The sequence below is a fragment of the Limibacter armeniacum genome, assembly GCF_036880985.1.
Taxonomy (GTDB): domain Bacteria; phylum Bacteroidota; class Bacteroidia; order Cytophagales; family Flammeovirgaceae; genus Limibacter; species Limibacter armeniacum.
The window spans coordinates 1,666,286-1,685,696 of the sequence record NZ_JBAJNO010000008.1; the positions used below are offsets into that span (position 1 = coordinate 1,666,286).

The following is a 19,411-nucleotide window of genomic DNA, read 5'->3' on the forward strand; positions in this document are numbered from 1 at the left end:
TTATCTCTTAAACTCATCCTTGTAAATTGGAATTCTGAAATTGACAAAGAGATTGGTTAGACTATTTTCAGAGTCAAACAGTTTCGAGATAAGAGAATAAGACCCTACAGATATAAATCGCCATCTACCTCCAATACCTACATTCAGTTTCTCTGCAACATTGTTGTAAGTGAGCGGTAAGTAGGTGCCCCAGCGTAACTTTTCGTATCTGGGAATTACATTGAGCGCAAAGATATTGTCAAGCCTTTTTGATAGCAGATCGAAATCAGGAATAGTCAAGGCAGGGCTAACATGGAGATAGAAGTTATTCCCAAAATTATAATCAAATTGCAGGATCAGGCTGAGTGGCAGTCTGATCCTGTAATCAGTATTGGTTTCTGATGTGATATCAAAAGTTTTTTCCAATGCATCAGCAGCTTCCTCCAGTGTGTGGATTCCTGCAAAATTTTCTGTAGCTGCCGAGTCAGCTGATACGGATATAGATTGAAGCTGCCTGCTGTCTTTATATTTGATACTCCCTATATCATTGACTGTAAACCCAACCCTGAACTGGTAGTCATCGCCATATTTCTGATTCTGCGGACGGTATTCATATACAGCGCCAAAGTCAAGACCATACCCTATACTTTTGAATAAGTCGACAGACTCGCCCTCAAATAAATCATTGATGGTATTGTCAAACCCGAAATCAATTTCAGCATTGATATTTTGCAGTTCTGAATTGATATCAGACTCTAAGCCGATGTTATCAATATCAAAAAAGGCTGAACCTGTACCTGAAAGTATCTTGAATTTACCTCCAAACTTGACCCTGTGATTTTCTGAAATATCAAATGACCTTGCGTAACCTGCACCAATTTCCATCCACATATTCAGGTAACCTGTTACAAACTCTCCATCAAGTACTTGTTGGGCAAGATCTGATGCTCGTCCGGATATAAGATCAAATAGCTCTAGCTCAGATACATTGTAAATGCCAAAAGCCCTTATTTCCCATGTGAGGGATACAGCCGAGCGGTCGTTTATGGCATAAAGGACTGATGGGAGTTGTATGTTACCTGTAATGAAAGCCCTGCTGTTATCTACCGTAAAGACATCATCAATGTTTTCAAGTCCACCTGCCTGAAGTTTATTGGCAATGTCAAAACTAGGCAAGTAATTATTTGAGAGTGCTGAGATGTTAGCACCTGCAACATTGATGTCTAGTTTGAAAGGTGTATCCGCAGTATTGGCTGGCTGATACCTCATACCTCTAATGCCGATATACCTGCTGGAAATATCTGGTTCAAACTGAGCTTGCAGCGGTAAATTGAAAATTGCTAACAGTGCAGCAATGATGAGCAGTGAAGATTTGTTAGGCATGATAGCAGTCATTGTGGTGGTAGAAAGTTTGAGAATATGCCCAAAAGGGTACTATGACTACAGTAAATCAATCCAACTTACAACACTGAACATTAAAAATCGATGACATAAATGCTATTTGCCGAAATGGTTGGCAATGCTGTTCACTAAGTTGTAATCAGCCTGTTCATAATTGGGATAAAGTTTCCTCATCTCTTGTTCTGCTTCCTTGGCTGTTTTAGATGAAGCGATAACCCTTAGAAACTCTTGAAGGTACACGATATTCTCATCAATTAGCTTCATATCAGCGGGAGGTCCATGGCCTGAAAATACCTTAGGTTGACTGCTGTTGTATTTTTTCTTCAATGTCTGTAATTCCTGAATCCAATTGATAATGCATTGTTTATCGACACCATAGCCTAACCACAGATGTACTTTGTTGTAGCAAAGGTCGCTGACAAATAGTGCGTTGAGATCATGAATGTAGACTGTAGTGACATGAGGGGCTTCAGCAGATGCATAGTCACTCTTTAAAAGGAGTTGAGTTCCATTAGGAAGGGAGAGTAAGGTGTCATTCAGTACCTTTATTGCCGCTAGGAAGCTAAAGTCAGGTATGGAGTCTTTTTCAGATACCATATCTGGTAATATTACATCTGCAGCTGGACGCTTCAATGCTTCCATCATTTCCTTGATATCTTTCTTGATAGAAGAGGTTGCTGTAACCGTGTTTGCTTCAGGAAAGCTTTGCAGAATCGTTGGCAAGCCTAGGAGTTGACCAGGGTGTCCGTGTGTAATTAGGATTTCCTTGGGTTTTCTCTGCCTGTCGTTAAGTCTCCGGACAATTCTTTTTGCATCCTTTTCATTGCGGAAACAATCGAGTAGGATAGCTGACTGACCGTCATAGATGATATAGGAGCTTAAACTTCCAGACAAGCTTTTGATCCATTCTATACGGGCTTTGGGAGCTTTGTCTTGCGCTTTTGAATAAAAAGGCAATTCCATAAAAAACAGTGTGGCACATATTAAGAGAAGGAGAGGTGCCAAAAATAAGTGGCGTTTCATGATTAGCTGGTTGGTTATCAGTTATCTGTGTGGTAGATTGCACTGAACAAGTTAGGAAAAAAAGATGAGGTGTTGAAAACAGGACCTTCTCACTCTTTATTTTTGAGAATAGTTTCCTAAATTTGTCTTTGTATACTGCAAAAATCAGATTGAATATGACAGATCCCAATTATAATACAGCTAGGCCCGAGCTAAAACTGAAAGAATACGGTAGAAACGTACAGATGCTTGTGGAATACATCTCAGAGCTTGAGGATAAAGACAAGCGTACAAAATATGCCAATATACTCATACAGTTGATGAAACAGCTGAACCCAAATGTAAATGCTGGCACAGATAGCCTTCAGCGTACATGGGATCACCTTTATGTTATGTCCAGTTTTGATTTGGATGTTGAAAGCCCTTACCCAATTCCTGAAGAGGATGTTTTGTGGAGAAAGCCACAGCGCATTGCATACAAGGATGGTGAAATGAGGTTCAAACATTATGGCCGCAATATTGAGATGCTGGTAGGTAAAGCACTTGATGAGGAAGACGAAGATGTGAGGTTGAAAGCATTTGCCAATATTATGCGCCTGATGAAAAACTTCTATCAGTCATGGAATCAGGAAAACCCTGATGAAGCTGTAATTATGCAGGATATTGAAACTATGGCGAAAGGTGGTGTTGATATGATGGTAGTGCTTGATAAGTTCCCATTCTTGGTGGACAAGCGTAACTACAATGATGTGATCAAGAAATACAACAGCAGAAAAAGAAAGAAGTATTAGTCTAATACATACTGAATTCATAAAGAAAAATCCTTCCTGAATATGGTAATTTCAGGAAGGATTTTTTTATCCCCTTACGTAGACGAAGGTCATGTACACAATGAAAATTAGCATAAGCATTCCTCCTTCAAACCTGCTCAATAGCTTTTTTCTTTGGGTATGGGAAAAAAGAAAAACGAGTACAATAGCCATGATTTGTACTATCAAATCTGTGTTGAGGTGGTAATGGTAGGGCATCTTACCCATTAGTCTTGTTACAGGAAGAATAAAGACGATATTGAAAATGTTAGACCCTGTTACATTACTGAATACAATATCCATCCGCTTTTTTCTGACAGCCATAATGGAGGTTACCAATTCGGGCAGGGAAGTACCTGTTGCCAAAATAAAGATGGCGATAAATTCCGTACTCTTGCCTATGTATTGACTGATTTCCAGTGATTGTGTAACCGTAAGGTAACCACCAGCTGTGATGGTAACCATACCAACCACAATATCCTCAAAAATCAGTAGGGCAGGCAGCTCTTTCACTTCCGTTACTAATAACTCATTTTCTTCAGGTTCATGGGTGACCAAGTACAGCAGGAATACGATAAACAACAGAAATATTAGTCCTGCCTCCAAAAAGCTCAATGTGTCTGCATACTCTTTTCCAAAAAAGTAGGCATCATTGACCAAAACGAACAGCATTACCGTTACAATCAGTGCGTAAGGGATATCCCTCCAGATATTGTTACGGTTAATCATTATGGGAGAGATCAGTGCTGTGAGTCCCAGAATAAATAGAAGGTTGAAGTTATTACTGCCTATGATGTTGGCAAATACGACATCTGTTTCGCCATACAAATGGGCTACAATACTTACCGTTAGTTCTGGAACGGATGTGGTGAAGGCAACAAGGCTTAAGCCAAGTGTCACTTCTGAAAGTTTGTATTTCTGGGCAAGGGAGGACGTACCTTCCAGGAATTGGGAAGGACCTTCGATAAGAAGCCCAAAGCCAAGAAGTAGCAGTAGTATGTTAAGCCAGATCTCCAAGTTTAGTTTTCAGGTAATGGTATAGTACTATTTGTTGAATCGAAGGGCGAAGTTAATGTTTTTCTTGTTCACTTATATCAGTTTAAAATGGTCAGCATCTAAATGTGCTGGGAACTTTTCTCTAAACTTTGAAAGTATATCTTTTTCGAGCGTCACCTGCCAAATACCTTCTTGTTCTTGAGGTGCTAAAAGAGCTTCTCCTTTAGGTGAGTAGGCCGCTGTATGTCCATTGTAAGGAATACCATTTCCATCGGTACCCACTCTGTTGACACCAATACAATATGACAGGTTTTCAATAGCCCTGGCAGCCAGTAATGTGTCCCATGCATTGACTCTGGCAGCTGGCCAGTTGGCAACATAAAGGAGCAGGTCATAGGATAGTGATTGGTTACGTGACCAAACAGGGAATCTTAGGTCATAACAGATTAGAGGGCATATTTTCCACCCTTTTAGGTCTACAAGTAGGGAATCCTTTCCAGCAGTGAAACTGAGGTGTTCATCAGCCATACTGAATAAATGGCGTTTGTCATACTGCTCATAAGTGCCGTCAGGTCTCATCCAGATCAGCCTGTTATAGCAGTTACCATTTTCCTTGACAACATAGCTACCTGTTACTACTGCACCAGTTTGAGCAGCCTGCTGCTTCATCCATTTAAAGGTAGTAAGGTTCATAGGTTCAGCCAGAGAGGCAGCTTCCTTTGCAAAACCGGTATTGAACATTTCAGGGAGTACAATCAGGTCAGTTGGAGAGGGGATTTGCCAAATCATTTCCTCCAGCATAGCCAAATTGGCTTCAGGAGAAAGCCAATGTAAGTCTGCTTGTATCAGTGTTATATTCAGGGCTTGTGTTGTCATTGAATGGTTTTTGTTTGCCAAATTTAGTTTGCATCTACAAATACGAGCATAAAGTAGAAAAGTCCACGATCGTTCTGAACGGCTGCCGCACTCATATAGTTAAAGTCAGGGTAGTTAATGTAGTTGCACCCTCCTTCCATAAATTGGGAAAATGCTGTGCCCGCAGGATCAAGGTTGTCATTGAAAGCATAACATCCTCTTACAGTTCTTACCGTAGTACCAAAGTTGGTTTTAATGGTATTGAAATATGGTGCTGCCAAGTCATCATTTTCAGCATTTGACCTGAACAATACAGTGTTGTAAAGTGCGTCACCCTCTGTACAGCGTACAAGGTATCGTTTAGCTTGCTGAAAAATCAAGAGGTCATGCTTTAACTCAGGTAAACCTGAAGCAGTTCTGTTAGCGTTGATTTTGTCAAACAACTGAGTTTCGATATAAGATCGGTTAGCAAAGTCGATTTCTCCTCTTTCCTCACAAGCTGAGAGAGAGAACAAGGCTGCCATGTATAAAACGAAAAAATACTTGAGTTTACTCATACCAAATGGGCTTTCTGCTTTGTCACAAATATAGGTAACCAGCTTGTATAACTAAAAAGTAGATGTGAAGTGGCTAACTAATATAAATACTCCTTAAACAACAAGACCACCCAAGAGATGTTGGGTGGTACTTGAAATTTTTAATGTATTGTCAGAATCTACTTCTTGTAGAATTTCATTTTATAGTCGTAGTTACACTGGCCTTTAGTAATCTTGTCCAGTTTACCTTTCAACAGGCGTCTTTTCAGAGGGCTTAGCATTTCTGTAAACAGGATGCCATCCAAGTGATCATATTCGTGCTGAATTACACGTGCAGTCATCCCATCAAACTCCTTCTCATGCTTTACCCAGTTTTCGTCAAACCATGAAAGCGTGATACGTTCAGGTCTGAAGATTTCTCCTCTGATACCCGGAATACTCAAACAACCTTCCTCATAACCCCAGTCATCGCCATCTTCTTCAACGATTTCAGGGTTAATGAATACCATTTTCATTCCTTCCTCTTTGGAATCTTCGTCCAGCATAAGGTTTGAGTCGATCACGAAAATTCTTTTGCTGATACCTACTTGTGGACCTGCAATTCCAACACCACTTGCTTCGTACATTGTATCAAACATATTGGCAGCGATTTCCTTTACGTCAATGTCGCCTTCTTGCTTGATTTCTGCTGCTACTTTTTTCAGGATCGGATCACCGTATGCTATTACTGGATATATCATGATTAAATTTGAAATAAAATATTGATCGCCATTCAGTACGTCATCATCAGGAAAATGAATTACTGCTGAAAGCATTCTGAATAATCAGGCGTATTTGATGCTATGATTTGAACTACAAAATTACGTTTTTCATTACAATTTTTTAGAACAGGGAGTTCCCTTTTTGTTCCAAATACGATTGCAGAATAATAACAGCACTGACTTTGTCAATGTTTCCTTTATTACGTCGATCCTTCTTTTTGGAGCCGCTTGCAATCATGGCATCCAAAGCCATCTTGGATGTGAAACGTTCATCAATCAGGTGAACAGGCTTGTCCGGAAAAATCTTATTCAACTCCTTCTCCAGTTTCAGTACAGGCTGTGTTGTATGTGTATCTTCTGTATTCAGTTTACGAGGATGTCCCAACACAATAGCCTCTACTTCTTCCTTTGCCATATATTCTTTGAGGTAAGGGATCAGCTTTTTGGTTTCAACTGTTTCAAGCCCACTTGCAATGATCTGCATTGGATCTGTAACAGCAAGTCCTGTTCGTTTGAGTCCGAAATCTATACTTATAATTCTAGCCATTGTAGATGTTTGTTTGGTGCAAAGGTAATGCTTTTAGTAAAGAATTCACTTTAAGGGGGTAAAACTAGTCTTAAGAGCGCATCTGAAGAAAACACAGGTTCGCACTTAATGGGCGCAATCATTGTTTTGATAACAATGTGCTTCTCTGTTTAGTTGTAGCCCTCAGTTTTGGATTCCATGATGCATATGCTTAAAATTTACTTTACTGCCATTTTACTTTTAATCTCTGTTTTGCCTGCTTTTTCCCAAAAGGAGCAGGTGCTGGCTGTATTGGATAAATATGGCTTATACCTTTCAATGCTTGAAGCAGGGTTAAAAGAGGAGGGAGCGGAGTATTATTTCAAATGCTCAACTACTATTGAAAGTAAGTCAAAGGTTATGAAATATACCTTTGAGTTTGACCCGAGAAGGTCTGCTGGTGCATTCTGGGTGGGCAGTAACGGGGGAGAAGAAACTACAGACAAGGAGACAAGACAATTGGAAACGTATTTGAATGAAAAGGTAGCAGAAGCAACGGCAGACATAGATGAAAACTCATTACAACTTGAGGCTGATACGGAAGAGGAACTGGTGATCTCTTTTAAGTATTCAACAACCACACTTCCTTCCTCATATGCATTTTTTGCTGATTGTCTTGTAAAAGCTCATATCAATAAAGCGGAAAAGGCTTTCACTTTTATCTCTTTTGAGAGTTTCCGACCGACTGTGCTAATGGGGAAAAAGGTTGAAAAACTGAAAGGGTATGGAACATTATGTACGCTTCATGGCAGTCAGGGGTGTTTTTTTGATCAGCTGTTTATCAATGCAGCGTCTACATGGCTGGGGAAGGATTTTAGACTGCTATCTAGGTACTATGATTATGGTAAAACACTTTAAAAAAAGTCCTCTTACGATTTTCTGAAAACCTATAAGAGGACTTGTCAAGTTTTATTCAGCGATCTTAGCTGCAATGGCTTCAACCGTCTTTTTAGTGTTTCCGATAAAGATTTCACCATCAATTATAAAAACAGGACGCTTCAGGAATGTGTACTCTTCCAATATCAGCGACCTGTAATCATCTTCATTCAGCTGCTGATCCTTTAAGCCTCTTGCTGCATACTGACGAGAGCGACGGCTGAATAGCGACTCATAGCTACCTGCAAGTGCTTTCATCTCATCTAGCTGCTCAGTTGTGATAGCGGCAGTCTTAATATCCTGTTTTTCAAAATCCTCTCCGATTCCCAATTCCTTTATAATTCTTTTGCAAGTGTCACAAGTGGAGAGGTGATAAACTTTTCTCATAGCTACAGATAATATTTAAAACATTAAAATTATTAGACCACCACCTGGTAGTCAGGTTGTTTGTATTGTATTTCTTCAATATTGCCTTTTATCATATGAGCCATTTTATCTGTAGGGAGGTCATTTGGGTCATGTCCAAATGGATCCTCAATTTCCTCAGCAATAATCACAAGGCTCATGGCTACATAGTAGATGATCAGTACCGGAACAAATGTCCACCAACCCAGCTGGTCTATAAACCCAATCGGCATGATCATGGCATAAATCCAAATATAAATTTTCAGTAAGTAGGCGTGAGCAATAGGAATCGGTGTATTGTGAATACGTTCACATTTACCAAGTACAACCAGCAAGTTGTCGGTGTATTCCATAAACTTGATGCGCTGGAAGTCTGATAGGTTACCACGTTCGTACTCATGTTCTATCACTTGAAGCATCATTCTGACCAAACCATTAGGGCGGTGTTGCCATTGTTTGAGTTGTTCAAGGATATCGTCAGGAAGGAATGTTAGTTCCTCAAAAATAACTCCTTTCCTAAGGTGTTCTTTCAGTACAAAAGGGAATGCCTTAAGCATAAGAAACAACCGCTTTTTATTTTCAGATTCTTCTATTTGCATGTGGATATGCAATGCAAAGTGCCTGCAAATATTGACCATTGAGCCAAGAACTTTACGGGCTTCCCACCACCTGTCATAAGCTGTGTTTGTTCTGAATACCAACAAAACACCTAAAGCAGCTCCCAATAATCCTGGCAGTGAAAAACTGCTGGCAAAGTTGAATTCTGTTAGCTCATGTATCGCGCTGAATAGCAGGCAGGGAATGGCAATGCTGATTAGGTTACGGGCAAGTTTTCGGACTAGATAGCCTTTGAACTTGACAATCAGGAAGATAGTAGAGTTGAATAAATCTTTAGAATCTTTTTCCACGATAGTAGTAGTTTTAGCTTAAATGATGATGAGATCTACACTAGGTGCGTTCATGCTATTGTTAGTTACGATTTGGGTTCTTTTCCTTCAACTTGATAGACAGAATGTGAAAGGTGAACATTTGAATAATTAAATGTACCTCTTGTAACATAATGGCAAAATTGGAAATAGTCCTGTTTCAGCCAGAATAGGTGCTAAAAGCCACTTCAAAGGACTGTCATTTGTTTTTATTTAGAATGACGCTTTTTATAGTACAGCAAATAATTGTGAATATCCAAAAAAGAGGAGGAATTCCAAAGGGTGGGCATTTGTTTTTGAAAAGAAGGCAGTTTACATTTGTTCCATCTTAAAAAGCAGCTAGCATTTGCTGATCAAAAGATAATTTCAATTTAGACTTTCCACCCTTCGTATTTAGGGTTGTATATAAAAGTATAAGGTGGAATGTTTTTTGTGAACTATTGTAAAAATTCGAAACAAAAAACATTCGAAACCATTAAAGCATTAAGAGAGTTAAACTTTTTTCATTTTCATATTTACTGGACTAAGGGCTTCGTCAATGATGAAGTCCTTTTTCAATTTTTAGGCTTTTGAAGGGCTGTCATATGATACAAACCTTTCTTTAAGTTCGGGAGTTGGCAGACGGCATGCATCTCTTTTTCCAAACCACTTATATCTGTTTTTGGCAATTACTTTATAGACAAAATCACGAATTGGTCTTGGGACTATTATGAACGCATACAATATCGACCAAAATCCCCCCAATCCTTTAGCCACTTTTAAGGCAGCTGTAGAACGTTGGCTCACTTTGTCGCCCTCTACCAATACAAAGCTGTCAAAATCATTTTTGTCAAGGTCATGCTTTTCAAGAAATTGCTGTCCCTCTTCGGACTGAAGTGCTGCAAACTTGAAGCGAGCATTTTTGTCATGGTCAATTACAAAGTTGATAGCCCCATTGCAAAGGTTACATACGCCATCAAATAAGATGATTTTCGGATTCATGCCAGTTCTTATCTTACGCTCGTGAGTTCTTGAATTAATTCCTTTTTATGGTATAAAAATCACTACAAACATTTAACTTCCCATAGACTTTAATGTTTTTTTTGAGAAAGTCTTCAACGTAAAGGTCAATTATACTTACGACCATTCAATTACAGGAAACGAGTGGTTGTTTTACTATTTTTTTGAACAAGCATATGAGAGAAATCGTTTTTCTGGATACCCTGACAATGGGAAAGGTTTCCAACCTGAAAGTCCTCGATAAGTTTGGGCATGTTACCTATTATGAAACCACTTCAGCAGAGGAAGTTTTTCCACGGATAAAAGGAAAAGAAGTAGTGGTGACAAACAAAGTGGTAATCAGTGAGGCCCATATGCGGGCATGCCCTGAACTGAAGCTGATTTGTATTGCTGCAACTGGAACCAATAATGTAGACTTGAACTATGCTGAAGAGGCAGGCATTGCTGTAATGAATGCGGTGGACTATTCTTCTGACAGTGTAGCTCAGTTTACGGTAGGGATGTTGTTGCACTTGCTGAATAAAACCACTTACTACGATCAGTTTGTACATAACGGTGCATATAGTGCACTACAGATATTTACCCATATAGGTCCATCGTTTTTTGAGTTGAAGGATAAGAAAGCAGGCATTGTAGGGCTGGGAAATATAGGTGGTAAAGTTGCACATATATTGGAGGCTTTTGGGATGGAAGTGTTGTACTATTCATCTTCAGACACGAGTAGAAGCAACAAGTACAAGAAGGTAAGTCTGAAAGAGTTGATGAGTAACTGTGATGTGATAAGTATCCATGCTCCACTGACGGATAAAACCAAAAACCTGATAGGAGCTGAAGAACTTTCCTTGATGAAATCTCATGCCTTGATTTTGAATACAGGTAGGGGAGGGATTTTAGACGAAGAAGCTTTGGTGGAAGCGATCAACAATGGTGAAATTGGAGGGGCAGGGATCGATGTATATGAGAAAGAGCCACTTCCGAAAGGGCATATTCTGCTCCAATGTAAATTCCCTGAAAAGTTATTGCTGACACCTCATGTAGCTTGGGCCAGCCAAGAGTCAAGGCATTTACTGATGGATAGAGTGGCGGAAAATATCCTTAAGTTTTACGAAAGCTGAAAATGAAAATAGCCTGTCAGTGAAAACACATTGACAGGCTATTTCAGTTGTAACAACACTTGCTTTTATCTTTCTATCCGGATTAAGCTTCTTCCTGTGTGTTACCTTTAATATTGGAGGTCTTGATTTTGTTGAGACTTTTCGTTTTGCCAAAAAGCTCAATGGATTTGTTATTGTAGGCCAATGCCGCTTCTTCTGCAGTTTTGAAACTTCCAAGAGGAATAGGCTTACGGTCTTTGTAAATTACAGCTCTGTAATTGTAACGGTCTTTGAATACACCGATATATCCCGTTTTATTACGTGTAGAGCCAATGTTACGTTTGATGTCTGAGCGGTTACTCCACTCTAAGTTTTTCACGCGACAATCAAGCCTATTGCCGTTGATGATTTTAACAAGGTCGCCTTTTCGAGTGTTTTCTTTTTCAAGAAACTTTTCGGCTACCAGTTTGTGTAAGTAAATAGTCTCTGTTTTGTATTTACCCGATTTCTGTTTCCATGATTTCTGGAATACAGCCCTACCTGATGAGTGTTCTCTAAGATTGTGTATAAAGTCCAGGCTTTTCAGATAAGGGTTGTCTCTTAGGTAATCATACACAAAGTCATCAACAATCACCTCTTTTGGTGAGTTTTTCAACTGCAGTTTGACAAGCATAGGAATAGTTATTTATAAAGGGTTGATCTGTTCAAAAAAATGCCTTACTCCGAGAGGAGATCCAGCTTCAATTTTTTTGACTGATTCGGTTTCAAAAAAAAATGGTTTCAGTTAGGTTCAGAATAGTTGCTAAGTGCAAAATTTCCGAATAATAACACAATTATAGGCTAAAAGACAGAATAACACAATTTGTTTGTGAGGATTGTTGAATTTTACTCTTTATCCTTACGCAGTTTTTTAGCTTCCTCGTGCTTGTCTTTTCCCTCATGCCAGTACTTGCCTGCAATCTCAATAATCTCTTCTTTTTTCTTAGGAGTGATGTCCTGGAACTTGCCCATTTTTCTTCTCCCTGCACGTTTCTTAACTGAGTTACACGCACGCTGAAAACCCAGTTCTTTTAACTTTTCAGCTATCTTGAGAAAGATGAGTCCAATTTGTTGTTCGTCAGTTTCTCTGATTAGCTGATTTCGATAATTCATCAAATTCCCTAAGATAAGTCCATAATCTTTTGTTCCGATTACTCTCAGATCTCCAGGTAGTTTTTACGTTGTCTCATTTTAGTAAAAAGCTTGTCGGTACGGGTTATTTATGATTAAATAATTCCTTGAAAGTAGTATATGAGTGATCAAAGCTCAAAAAAATTGCTTTTACTCTCTAGCTAAATAAAGCGAAAAATATGATTTAAATCCAATATTTTTATAAAAAAAATTCAATGAATAGTGTGATTAATAGGCTTTTATAAGGTTAAAACATTGACATTTAGATAGTTATGTGTTATTTAGTTTTATGCTTTGTTGCGTGTAGTATATTAAAATACCGCCGATTATAATCGGCGGTATTTTGTTGAAAACACAAATTTTATATGGTTTCCATTTCTTTTTCCATCGCATTCATTCGCTGTAAAAGCGGTGGGTGCGAATAGTGGAAAAATACAAAAGCAGGGTGGGGTGTCAGGTTGCTCAATGAGTCCACCGTAAGCTTCTTCAAGGCACCAATAAGTGCTAGTCCGGATGAGGTCTTAGTAGCATAAGCATCAGCCTCATATTCATTCTTTCTAGAGAATAGATTCATCAACAGTCCAGTAACCAAAGATAGTGGGCTGTAGAGAAGTGAGAAAGCCAATAGACCAAGGTGGAATTTAGCTTCACCTGCTCCTAATGCTACTGAAAGCGCTTCCAGATCAATTACAAGGCTAAGTACATAGAGCGTAACGAACATGTTTATAGCAGTAATCACAATGCTCTGCAAAGTGTGTTTTTTCTTGTAATGACCTACCTCATGAGCCAGTACTGCTACAATTTCATCTGTATCAAGCTTTTCAATCAAGGTGTCATAAAGAACGATATTTTTATTGCTGCCTAGTCCACTAAAGAAAGCATTGGCTTTTGTGCTTCTTTTAGAACCATCCATAACCATGATTTTTTTCAGAGGGAAATTAACGGTAGCGGCATATGCCTCAATAGCAGCCCTTAATTCGCCTTCTTCCAGTGGTGTAATCTTGTTGAACAGTGGAAGCAACAGGTTAGTGTAGAACATGGTGATGAGTAGCATTACAGCCATTATAATTCCCCAACCATACAGCCAGAACATAGACGGGTAGCTTTGGTAAAACCAGATAAAGGCAGAAAGTAAACCTCCTCCTACAATGGCGCCTATTACCCAACCTTTCACTTTATCAGCAATAAAAGTAGCAGGTTTCATTTTGTTGAAACCGAATTTCTCTTCAATGACGAAAGTGTTGTACAGTTCAAAAGGAATACCAATGATGTCTGAAATAAGTGCCAGTACACCAAAGAAAAATATAGCCTGTAGCATTGTGTTTTGTGTCCATTCAGACACAAGTCCGTCAAGCCATCCGTACCCTCCAAAAGCCAACATGGCAATCGTAAACAGGAAGGTAACTGTACTTGAAAACAAACCAAACTTGCTTTTTACAGCACTGTATTCTTGTGATTTTCTATACTTGTCTTCTTCGTAGATGCCAGTCAGTTTTTCGGGTAATGGATTGCTCATGTTTTTGCGGTTGAGGAATGAAAGGACTCTCTCAAGCACAAACTCTGCAGTAACAATGGCCAGAATAACCAGTAGTATAATTTGACCTTCTGAATTTGTTTGATACATGGATCTTAACTTTTTATCTCATTTCGTGAATTGCAACTCCATACATTGTTTCAGATAACCTTACATGGTACGCAAAGTTGCAGAATTATCATATTGCTAATTGCAAATCTAAGAAACATTCCCATTAGGCGTATAATGAATTGGACAGAAAAGCGAACATTGTGTACTATCTATACGTTTTAAATGGGTAGAAGGCATATCATCAACCCAACACAACCGACAGACTATGAAACACTTAATTATCACTTTGCTTCTGACGCTCTCAGCGTCCTTTCTGTGGGCGCAAGACCCATTATTCAATAAATATACCTCGCAAAGGGTGAAGGAATATTTAGAAGAGTTTTCGCATCCAAACAACCAATGGATGGAAATAACACGACAACTTCAGGAAAAGCCTGTTACGCTAAGTGACTTGCAACAGAATGAGTCTGCTCAGCAATTGTCACAGGGACAGTCTTTTGAGCAGGCAGTGGATAAAATCGATGACGGTGACTTACTGGATGAGTACTTGGTGCCATCTAAAGGGTTTACTGTTAGGGGAGAAGAAAGGAAGGTGTACCACTTGAGAGGGGAAACGGCAATTCAGCTTTACAGTGATGGTACATTCCTGTATATACCTGGTACGAACAGGATACTGCATAGGACTGAAGCGGTTCCCTTTAGGTTTTCTGTGATTCAATTGAAATAAGGTAGCTCAAATTACCAAAAGAAAAACGCCTGTCATTTAAGCTATGACAGGCGTTTTTGGTTAAGTCTCTGAATGCTATTCAACCATCATCTTTTCGATCAATAAAATCAGGATATGGATGATTTTTATATGGACTTCCTGAATGCGGTCTGCATAGCCAAAGTGAGAAACCCTTAGCTCTATATCAGCCATGCCTTCCATCTTTCCACCGTCCTTACCAGTAAGTACAATTACTTTCATACCTTTTTGACGGGCGGCTTCTATCGCACGAATAATGTTAGCGGAATTTCCACTTGTACTGATTCCGAAAAGCACATCACCGTTTTGTCCTAAGCCTTCAATGTATCTCGAAAATACATGATCATAACCAAAGTCGTTACTGACACATGACATATGACTTGGGTCAGAAATGGCTATGGCTGGATAGGAAGGGCGGTTGTCCCTGTAGCGTCCAGTTAGTTCTTCAGCAAAGTGCATGGCATCACAGTGTGAACCTCCATTGCCACATGAAAGTACTTTGCCGCCTTGCTTGAAGCTATTTGCCAATGTTCGGGCAGCTTGTTCTATGCAGGCTATGTTTTCAGGATCAGCCAAAAAGTTGTTCAGTACAACTACTGCTTCATCCAGTTCTTTTTTGATTATATCTTGATATTGCATGGCAAAAAATTTTCGGTTGGCAAGATAAGAAAGTCACTTGCGGTTTTCAAAGCTGATCTGTCATTTCCCTAAGGCCATTAAGGTATTGACCCGTTTTCAATAGCCGACTTCCATACCATGAGAAAAGCTCCCCGTCAACAAGGAGTACCTTAGATGCCGGCAACTGTTCCTGAAGCTCATTGATATGCTTTTCCTTGAAAGGATATGGTTCAGAGGACAGGAATATAAGGTCAGGATTTAATTGTTGAATCTCTAGAGTGTTTATTTCAGGATATCGTGTGTCAGAGACCACATTTGTCCATCCAGCTGCTGAAATCATATGGTCAATAAAGGTTTGTTTTCCTGCTGCCATATAGGGATTTTTCCAAATCAGGTACAGTACAGATTTAGAGGAATGTGAGCCTTTAAGTTGCTCAAATTCGGATAGTATACTTTGAGTCAGTGTCTTAGCTTTCTCTGATTTTCCCGTGATGGTCCCGACCTGATTGATCATGTCTATAGCCTCATCGAGATTGGCAATATCACTTGTCCAAACGGGATATTTTTGTCGTAGGGTCTCAATTCCTTCTTGATAGTTCTCTTCCTTGTTCCCAATGATAAGGTCAGGTTTTAGTTCATCAATGGTATCCATTCGGAACTTTTTAGTGCCTCCTATACAGGTTTTTTCCTGTTTCCAGCTAGAAGGATGAATACAAAATTTTGTAATTCCAACCACTTCATTTTGAAGTCCTAGTGTGTATAGCAGTTCAGTTTGAGAAGGAACAAGCGAAACAATTCTTTTAGGTAGGTTGTCTAATATAATGCTGTAGCCAGTTTGATCTGTGAATTGCATGTTAAAATTAAATATTAAGAAAAGTTATCACTTGGTTATTTTCAATTTTGCTTACAATTTAAAAGATTGAACTATCAAAAGATATAATTTGTATAATCTAGGAAATATTGGTAGGTATAAGGTGGGTGTTTAGCCCTCTTTTTGAAGGGAAGAATTACCAATATTTCGCTTTTTTAAATTAGAACAGAAAAAGAGTAAAACAAGTAGCATGGAGCAAGTTCAGAAATTTATAGTAGAGGATTTGCCAGCAATGGTAATGAAGTATGGGGTGAAGGTAATTGGCGCTGTAGCACTATTTATTGTTGGTTGGGTTGTAATTAACTCGTTCTCTAGGGTTGTTGCCAACCGAATGAAGAAAAGAGCTGACAATGAAGCGTTAGTTGATTTTATCAAGACAGCACTGAATATTACGCTCAAGGTGTTGCTGATTGTAGCCGTAATTGGTATGATTGGCATTCAGACAACCTCATTGATTGCTGCTTTGGGATCAGTTGGTCTGGCAGTAGGTTTAGCGTTGCAAGGTAGCCTTTCAAATGTGGCAGGAGGGGTACTGATTGTAGTGCTACGTCCTTTTAAGGTTGGTGATGTGATTCAGGCACAAGGTGAAGTAGGAAAAGTGGAGGCGATAAGTCTTTTCAATACAACAATTACCAACCCGCAGAACAGAAAGGTGGTGATACCAAATGCACCGCTCTCCAATGGTGTTATTACCAACTTCACAGAAAGAGGCTCAGCAAGGTTTGATGTCAATATTGGTATTTCATATGATGCAGACGTAAGAGTGGCACGTAAGGTATTACTTGAAGTCATTAAAAGTGATGAAAGAGTATTGAAGGATCCAGAGCCACAAGTAGTGGTGAATGCATTTGGTGATAGCTCGGTTGACCTTATCGTGAGAGGACATGCAAAAGTAGATGACTATTGGCCAACTTATTTCAGTGTAATGGAAAACTGTAAGATTGCCTTGGATGAGCATGGCATTGAAATTCCTTTCCCACAACGTGTATTGCATGTAGTGAACTCTGAAAACAAAAACTTGGCATAAGTTTACTTTTCTTACATAGCAAAGCAATCCTCCCCCGAATAGACCAGTTCTTTTCGGGGGATTCTTTTTCTATAATGCTGTTTGATTAATTGTTTTGAACAGCTATGAATGATACCTCACAAAGACTGACCATTAAAAAACTGGCTGAAGAAGACAGGCCAAGAGAAAAGATGATGCTAAAGGGCAGACACGTCCTGAGTGATGCTGAACTGATCGCCATTCTGATAGGATCAGGAACCCGAAATGAGTCTGCAATTGAAGTTGGTAGAAAGTTACTGATCAAGGCTGATAATGACTTGTACAAGCTTTCACGTATGGGCATAAAAGAGATGAAATCAGTTGATGGAATTGGTGAAGCAAAGGCAATCACCATTATCAGTGCTTTGGAACTTGGGAGAAGACGAAAGGAGAGAGAAAAGCCTAACCGTGATAAGATTGGGCAATCAAAGGATGTGTTTGACTTGATGTCACCTGTTTTATCCGATCTAAGTCATGAAGAGTTCTGGGTACTATTGCTGGATAGGGCAAACCACGTATTGCGTAAGGAGCAGATTAGCTCGGGAGGTGTTGCAGGTACGGTTGCTGACCCTAAACTGATTTTCAAGAAAGCCTTGGATTGTTTAGCTTCGGGCGTAATTTTGGTTCATAATCATCCTTCTGGTAACACAACTCCAAGTCAGGCTGATATGGAAATAACCAGGAAGGTCTGTGAAGGGGGCAAATTGCTTGATATTGCTGTACTGGATCATATCATCTTTGCAGACGACCTGTACTATAGTTTTGCTGATGAAGGAATGATGAAATAATGTGTCATTATAACCAGTTAACTGTCAAATACTTTAATAATAAATGAAGAAGGTAATCGGAATTATCGTATTGCTTGGAGTAGTCGGAAGTGCATTTTATATGCTTAGCAATACGAATAATGAGCAGAATGTTGAAATGTACATGGCAGAGATCGAGGCTTTCAGAAAAGAAAACCATGAGAAGTTCTTGAAAGAGAGTGAGTCACCACTAGAGCAAGAAGACCGTGCTTACTTTGAAGGTCTTAAATACTTTGAGCCAGATCCTGTATTTAATGTCAAAGCCGACCTTGAATGGGTAGGATTCAAGGATGTAATGACGGTCAAGACATCAAAAGGCAATGATCGCCGATATGTCAAAAAAGCATATGCTGTATTTACCTTGAAAGGAGAGGAGTATAGAGTAGCGCTTTTGCAGGATGAGTTCCCAATTAAAGGAATGGAAAACTTGTTGATTCTCGCTTTCACTGATGAAACCTCAGGACATGAAACCTATGGGGCAGGGAGATACATTAATTTGGAAGTGAAAGGTAACCAGAAGCAGGTTGACTTGGACTTTAATAAAGCCTATAATCCATACTGTGCTTATAATACCAATTATGATTGTGTTATTCCTCCGCAAGGCAACCATTTGGATATACAAGTACTAGCCGGTGAAAAGACTTACAAATCCCATGATTGAGTGAGTAAGTCTGGACTAAAACAAAAAAGGAGTCAACTGTAATGAAACGGTTGGCTCCTTTTTGCTTAACAAGTTATTCAGCTTATGCTTTATAACGGTTAAGGAAATTCTCTAGTGTTTGCGATAAAACCACGGCATTTGACTCTACCTGAAGAGTCGCCTGTAGAGTCTCAGTCCTTAAATCATTAAGCAGAATACCTGCATTTGATTTAATTGACATGATCTGACGGTTCAATTCCTTGAACCCTTTCTGGAAATCAACAGACAGACTGAAACTCACATCGTTGAGCAGCTGCTGTTGCATTTTGGTCAGTTCTTCAGTCACGTAAAGCAACCTTTTCTGTGCCTCCTCTACTGAAGAAGGCATCTTTCGTGTCGAGAATCGGTTGATAGTAGTCGTCATATTCGGGGTGTTGATCTAGTGAAAATACCTTTCGCAATCGGTTGTACTACAAATTTAAGTAGGGAATGTCATATTCCCATCATAATCAGGACAAAAAATGTAATATTGAGGTAATAATTCTCTTCTTTTTAGCGAATAAATAATCTAATGTATACTGTGTTATATTTAAATGTTACCTGTACACTTAAATGTTGGTGGAATAAAATATGGTTTAATCTTTTTGAAGTTTAAACATTGAATATTTTGAATTTTTTTTGATAAGCAATTAAAAAAGCAGATCAGTAAAATAGTTTGGGTACTAAT

23 protein-coding genes are annotated in these 19,411 nt (G+C 39.1%); 7 read left to right on the plus strand and 16 right to left on the minus strand.

Annotation, left to right across the window (positions count from 1 at the left end; genetic code table 11):
• Both V6R21_RS12880 and V6R21_RS12885 read right to left on the minus strand, forming a co-directional pair.
• Positions 1–1,362, minus strand: coding sequence for a DUF5723 family protein (locus V6R21_RS12880; protein WP_334244028.1), 1,362 nt, complete (start codon positions 1,360–1,362; stop codon positions 1–3).
• 114 nt (positions 1,363–1,476) lie between these two features.
• A complete protein-coding gene (locus V6R21_RS12885; RefSeq protein ID WP_334244029.1) occupies positions 1,477–2,403 on the minus strand; it encodes an MBL fold metallo-hydrolase in 927 nt (308 codons plus the stop codon).
• A gap of 155 nt (positions 2,404–2,558) precedes the next feature.
• Here V6R21_RS12885 and V6R21_RS12890 point away from each other — a divergent pair, with 155 nt between their 5' ends.
• A complete protein-coding gene (locus V6R21_RS12890; RefSeq protein ID WP_334244030.1) occupies positions 2,559–3,173 on the plus strand; it encodes a DUF4290 domain-containing protein in 615 nt (204 codons plus the stop codon).
• A 66-nt stretch (positions 3,174–3,239) separates the two neighbouring features.
• Here V6R21_RS12890 and V6R21_RS12895 read toward each other — a convergent pair whose 3' ends face one another.
• The 5 genes from V6R21_RS12895 to ruvX all read right to left on the minus strand — a co-directional run bounded on the left by V6R21_RS12895 (position 3,240) and on the right by ruvX (position 6,886).
• Positions 3,240–4,208: a calcium/sodium antiporter gene (locus V6R21_RS12895; RefSeq protein WP_334244031.1), complete on the minus strand. Its 969-nt coding sequence runs from the start codon at positions 4,206–4,208 to the stop codon at positions 3,240–3,242.
• Between the two features lie 72 nt (positions 4,209–4,280).
• Complete coding sequence (locus V6R21_RS12900) at positions 4,281–5,063, minus strand: amidohydrolase (RefSeq protein ID WP_334244032.1); 783 nt, start codon at positions 5,061–5,063, stop codon at positions 4,281–4,283.
• 23 nt (positions 5,064–5,086) lie between these two features.
• Positions 5,087–5,599, minus strand: coding sequence for a hypothetical protein (locus V6R21_RS12905; protein ID WP_334244033.1), 513 nt, complete (start codon positions 5,597–5,599; stop codon positions 5,087–5,089).
• Positions 5,600–5,757: 158 nt separating this feature from the next.
• Positions 5,758–6,318, minus strand: coding sequence for a peptide deformylase (def, locus tag V6R21_RS12910; protein WP_334244034.1), 561 nt, complete (start codon positions 6,316–6,318; stop codon positions 5,758–5,760).
• A gap of 142 nt (positions 6,319–6,460) precedes the next feature.
• On the minus strand, positions 6,461–6,886 hold the full coding sequence (ruvX, locus tag V6R21_RS12915; protein WP_334244035.1) for a Holliday junction resolvase RuvX: 426 nt from the start codon (positions 6,884–6,886) through the stop codon (positions 6,461–6,463).
• A gap of 186 nt (positions 6,887–7,072) precedes the next feature.
• Between ruvX and V6R21_RS12920 the strand changes: the two genes are divergently transcribed.
• Positions 7,073–7,762 (plus strand): hypothetical protein, encoded by a 690-nt coding sequence (locus tag V6R21_RS12920; protein WP_334244036.1) that lies wholly within the window; start codon positions 7,073–7,075, stop codon positions 7,760–7,762.
• Between the two features lie 51 nt (positions 7,763–7,813).
• Here the strand turns inward: V6R21_RS12920 and V6R21_RS12925 are convergent, their stop codons facing one another.
• From V6R21_RS12925 to V6R21_RS12935, 3 genes are all read right to left on the minus strand, one after another.
• Entirely contained in the window at positions 7,814–8,167 is a 354-nt protein-coding gene (locus V6R21_RS12925; protein ID WP_334244037.1) for an arsenate reductase family protein, read from the minus strand.
• Positions 8,168–8,199: 32 nt separating this feature from the next.
• Positions 8,200–9,093 (minus strand): bestrophin family protein, encoded by an 894-nt coding sequence (locus V6R21_RS12930; RefSeq protein ID WP_334244038.1) that lies wholly within the window; start codon positions 9,091–9,093, stop codon positions 8,200–8,202.
• Between the two features lie 579 nt (positions 9,094–9,672).
• On the minus strand, positions 9,673–10,092 hold the full coding sequence (locus V6R21_RS12935; RefSeq protein ID WP_334244039.1) for a thiol-disulfide oxidoreductase DCC family protein: 420 nt from the start codon (positions 10,090–10,092) through the stop codon (positions 9,673–9,675).
• A gap of 194 nt (positions 10,093–10,286) precedes the next feature.
• On the opposite strand from V6R21_RS12935, the gene V6R21_RS12940 reads away from it, so the two are divergent.
• Positions 10,287–11,225, plus strand: coding sequence for a D-2-hydroxyacid dehydrogenase (locus V6R21_RS12940; protein ID WP_334244040.1), 939 nt, complete (start codon positions 10,287–10,289; stop codon positions 11,223–11,225).
• 82 nt (positions 11,226–11,307) lie between these two features.
• Here the strand turns inward: V6R21_RS12940 and V6R21_RS12945 are convergent, their stop codons facing one another.
• The 3 genes from V6R21_RS12945 to V6R21_RS12955 form a co-directional block, all read right to left on the minus strand.
• Complete coding sequence (locus V6R21_RS12945) at positions 11,308–11,877, minus strand: AP2/ERF family transcription factor (RefSeq protein ID WP_334244041.1); 570 nt, start codon at positions 11,875–11,877, stop codon at positions 11,308–11,310.
• 212 nt (positions 11,878–12,089) lie between these two features.
• The gene (locus tag V6R21_RS12950; protein WP_334244042.1) at positions 12,090–12,356 is read right to left on the minus strand and encodes a hypothetical protein; all 267 of its coding nucleotides are present in this window, start codon (positions 12,354–12,356) and stop codon (positions 12,090–12,092) included.
• Between the two features lie 379 nt (positions 12,357–12,735).
• Positions 12,736–13,998, minus strand: a complete 1,263-nt coding sequence (locus tag V6R21_RS12955; RefSeq protein WP_334244043.1) for a M48 family metallopeptidase — start codon at positions 13,996–13,998, stop codon at positions 12,736–12,738.
• A 226-nt stretch (positions 13,999–14,224) separates the two neighbouring features.
• Here V6R21_RS12955 and V6R21_RS12960 point away from each other — a divergent pair, with 226 nt between their 5' ends.
• The gene (locus V6R21_RS12960) at positions 14,225–14,686 is read left to right on the plus strand and encodes a hypothetical protein (protein ID WP_334244044.1); all 462 of its coding nucleotides are present in this window, start codon (positions 14,225–14,227) and stop codon (positions 14,684–14,686) included.
• 75 nt (positions 14,687–14,761) lie between these two features.
• Here the strand turns inward: V6R21_RS12960 and lpcA are convergent, their stop codons facing one another.
• Both lpcA and V6R21_RS12970 read right to left on the minus strand, forming a co-directional pair.
• Positions 14,762–15,343 (minus strand): D-sedoheptulose 7-phosphate isomerase, encoded by a 582-nt coding sequence (gene lpcA / locus V6R21_RS12965; protein WP_334244045.1) that lies wholly within the window; start codon positions 15,341–15,343, stop codon positions 14,762–14,764.
• A 46-nt stretch (positions 15,344–15,389) separates the two neighbouring features.
• Complete coding sequence (locus tag V6R21_RS12970) at positions 15,390–16,175, minus strand: ABC transporter substrate-binding protein (RefSeq protein WP_334244046.1); 786 nt, start codon at positions 16,173–16,175, stop codon at positions 15,390–15,392.
• Between the two features lie 208 nt (positions 16,176–16,383).
• On the opposite strand from V6R21_RS12970, the gene V6R21_RS12975 reads away from it, so the two are divergent.
• The 3 genes from V6R21_RS12975 (at position 16,384) to V6R21_RS12985 (ending at position 18,705) form a co-directional block, all read left to right on the plus strand.
• A complete protein-coding gene (locus V6R21_RS12975; protein ID WP_334244047.1) occupies positions 16,384–17,220 on the plus strand; it encodes a mechanosensitive ion channel family protein in 837 nt (278 codons plus the stop codon).
• Between the two features lie 104 nt (positions 17,221–17,324).
• A complete protein-coding gene (gene radC / locus V6R21_RS12980) occupies positions 17,325–18,026 on the plus strand; it encodes a RadC family protein (protein ID WP_334244048.1) in 702 nt (233 codons plus the stop codon).
• A 43-nt stretch (positions 18,027–18,069) separates the two neighbouring features.
• On the plus strand, positions 18,070–18,705 hold the full coding sequence (locus V6R21_RS12985; protein ID WP_334244049.1) for a DUF1684 domain-containing protein: 636 nt from the start codon (positions 18,070–18,072) through the stop codon (positions 18,703–18,705).
• Between the two features lie 82 nt (positions 18,706–18,787).
• Here the strand turns inward: V6R21_RS12985 and V6R21_RS12990 are convergent, their stop codons facing one another.
• Entirely contained in the window at positions 18,788–19,108 is a 321-nt protein-coding gene (locus V6R21_RS12990) for a hypothetical protein (protein WP_334244050.1), read from the minus strand.
• Positions 19,109–19,411 lie beyond the last annotated feature (303 nt).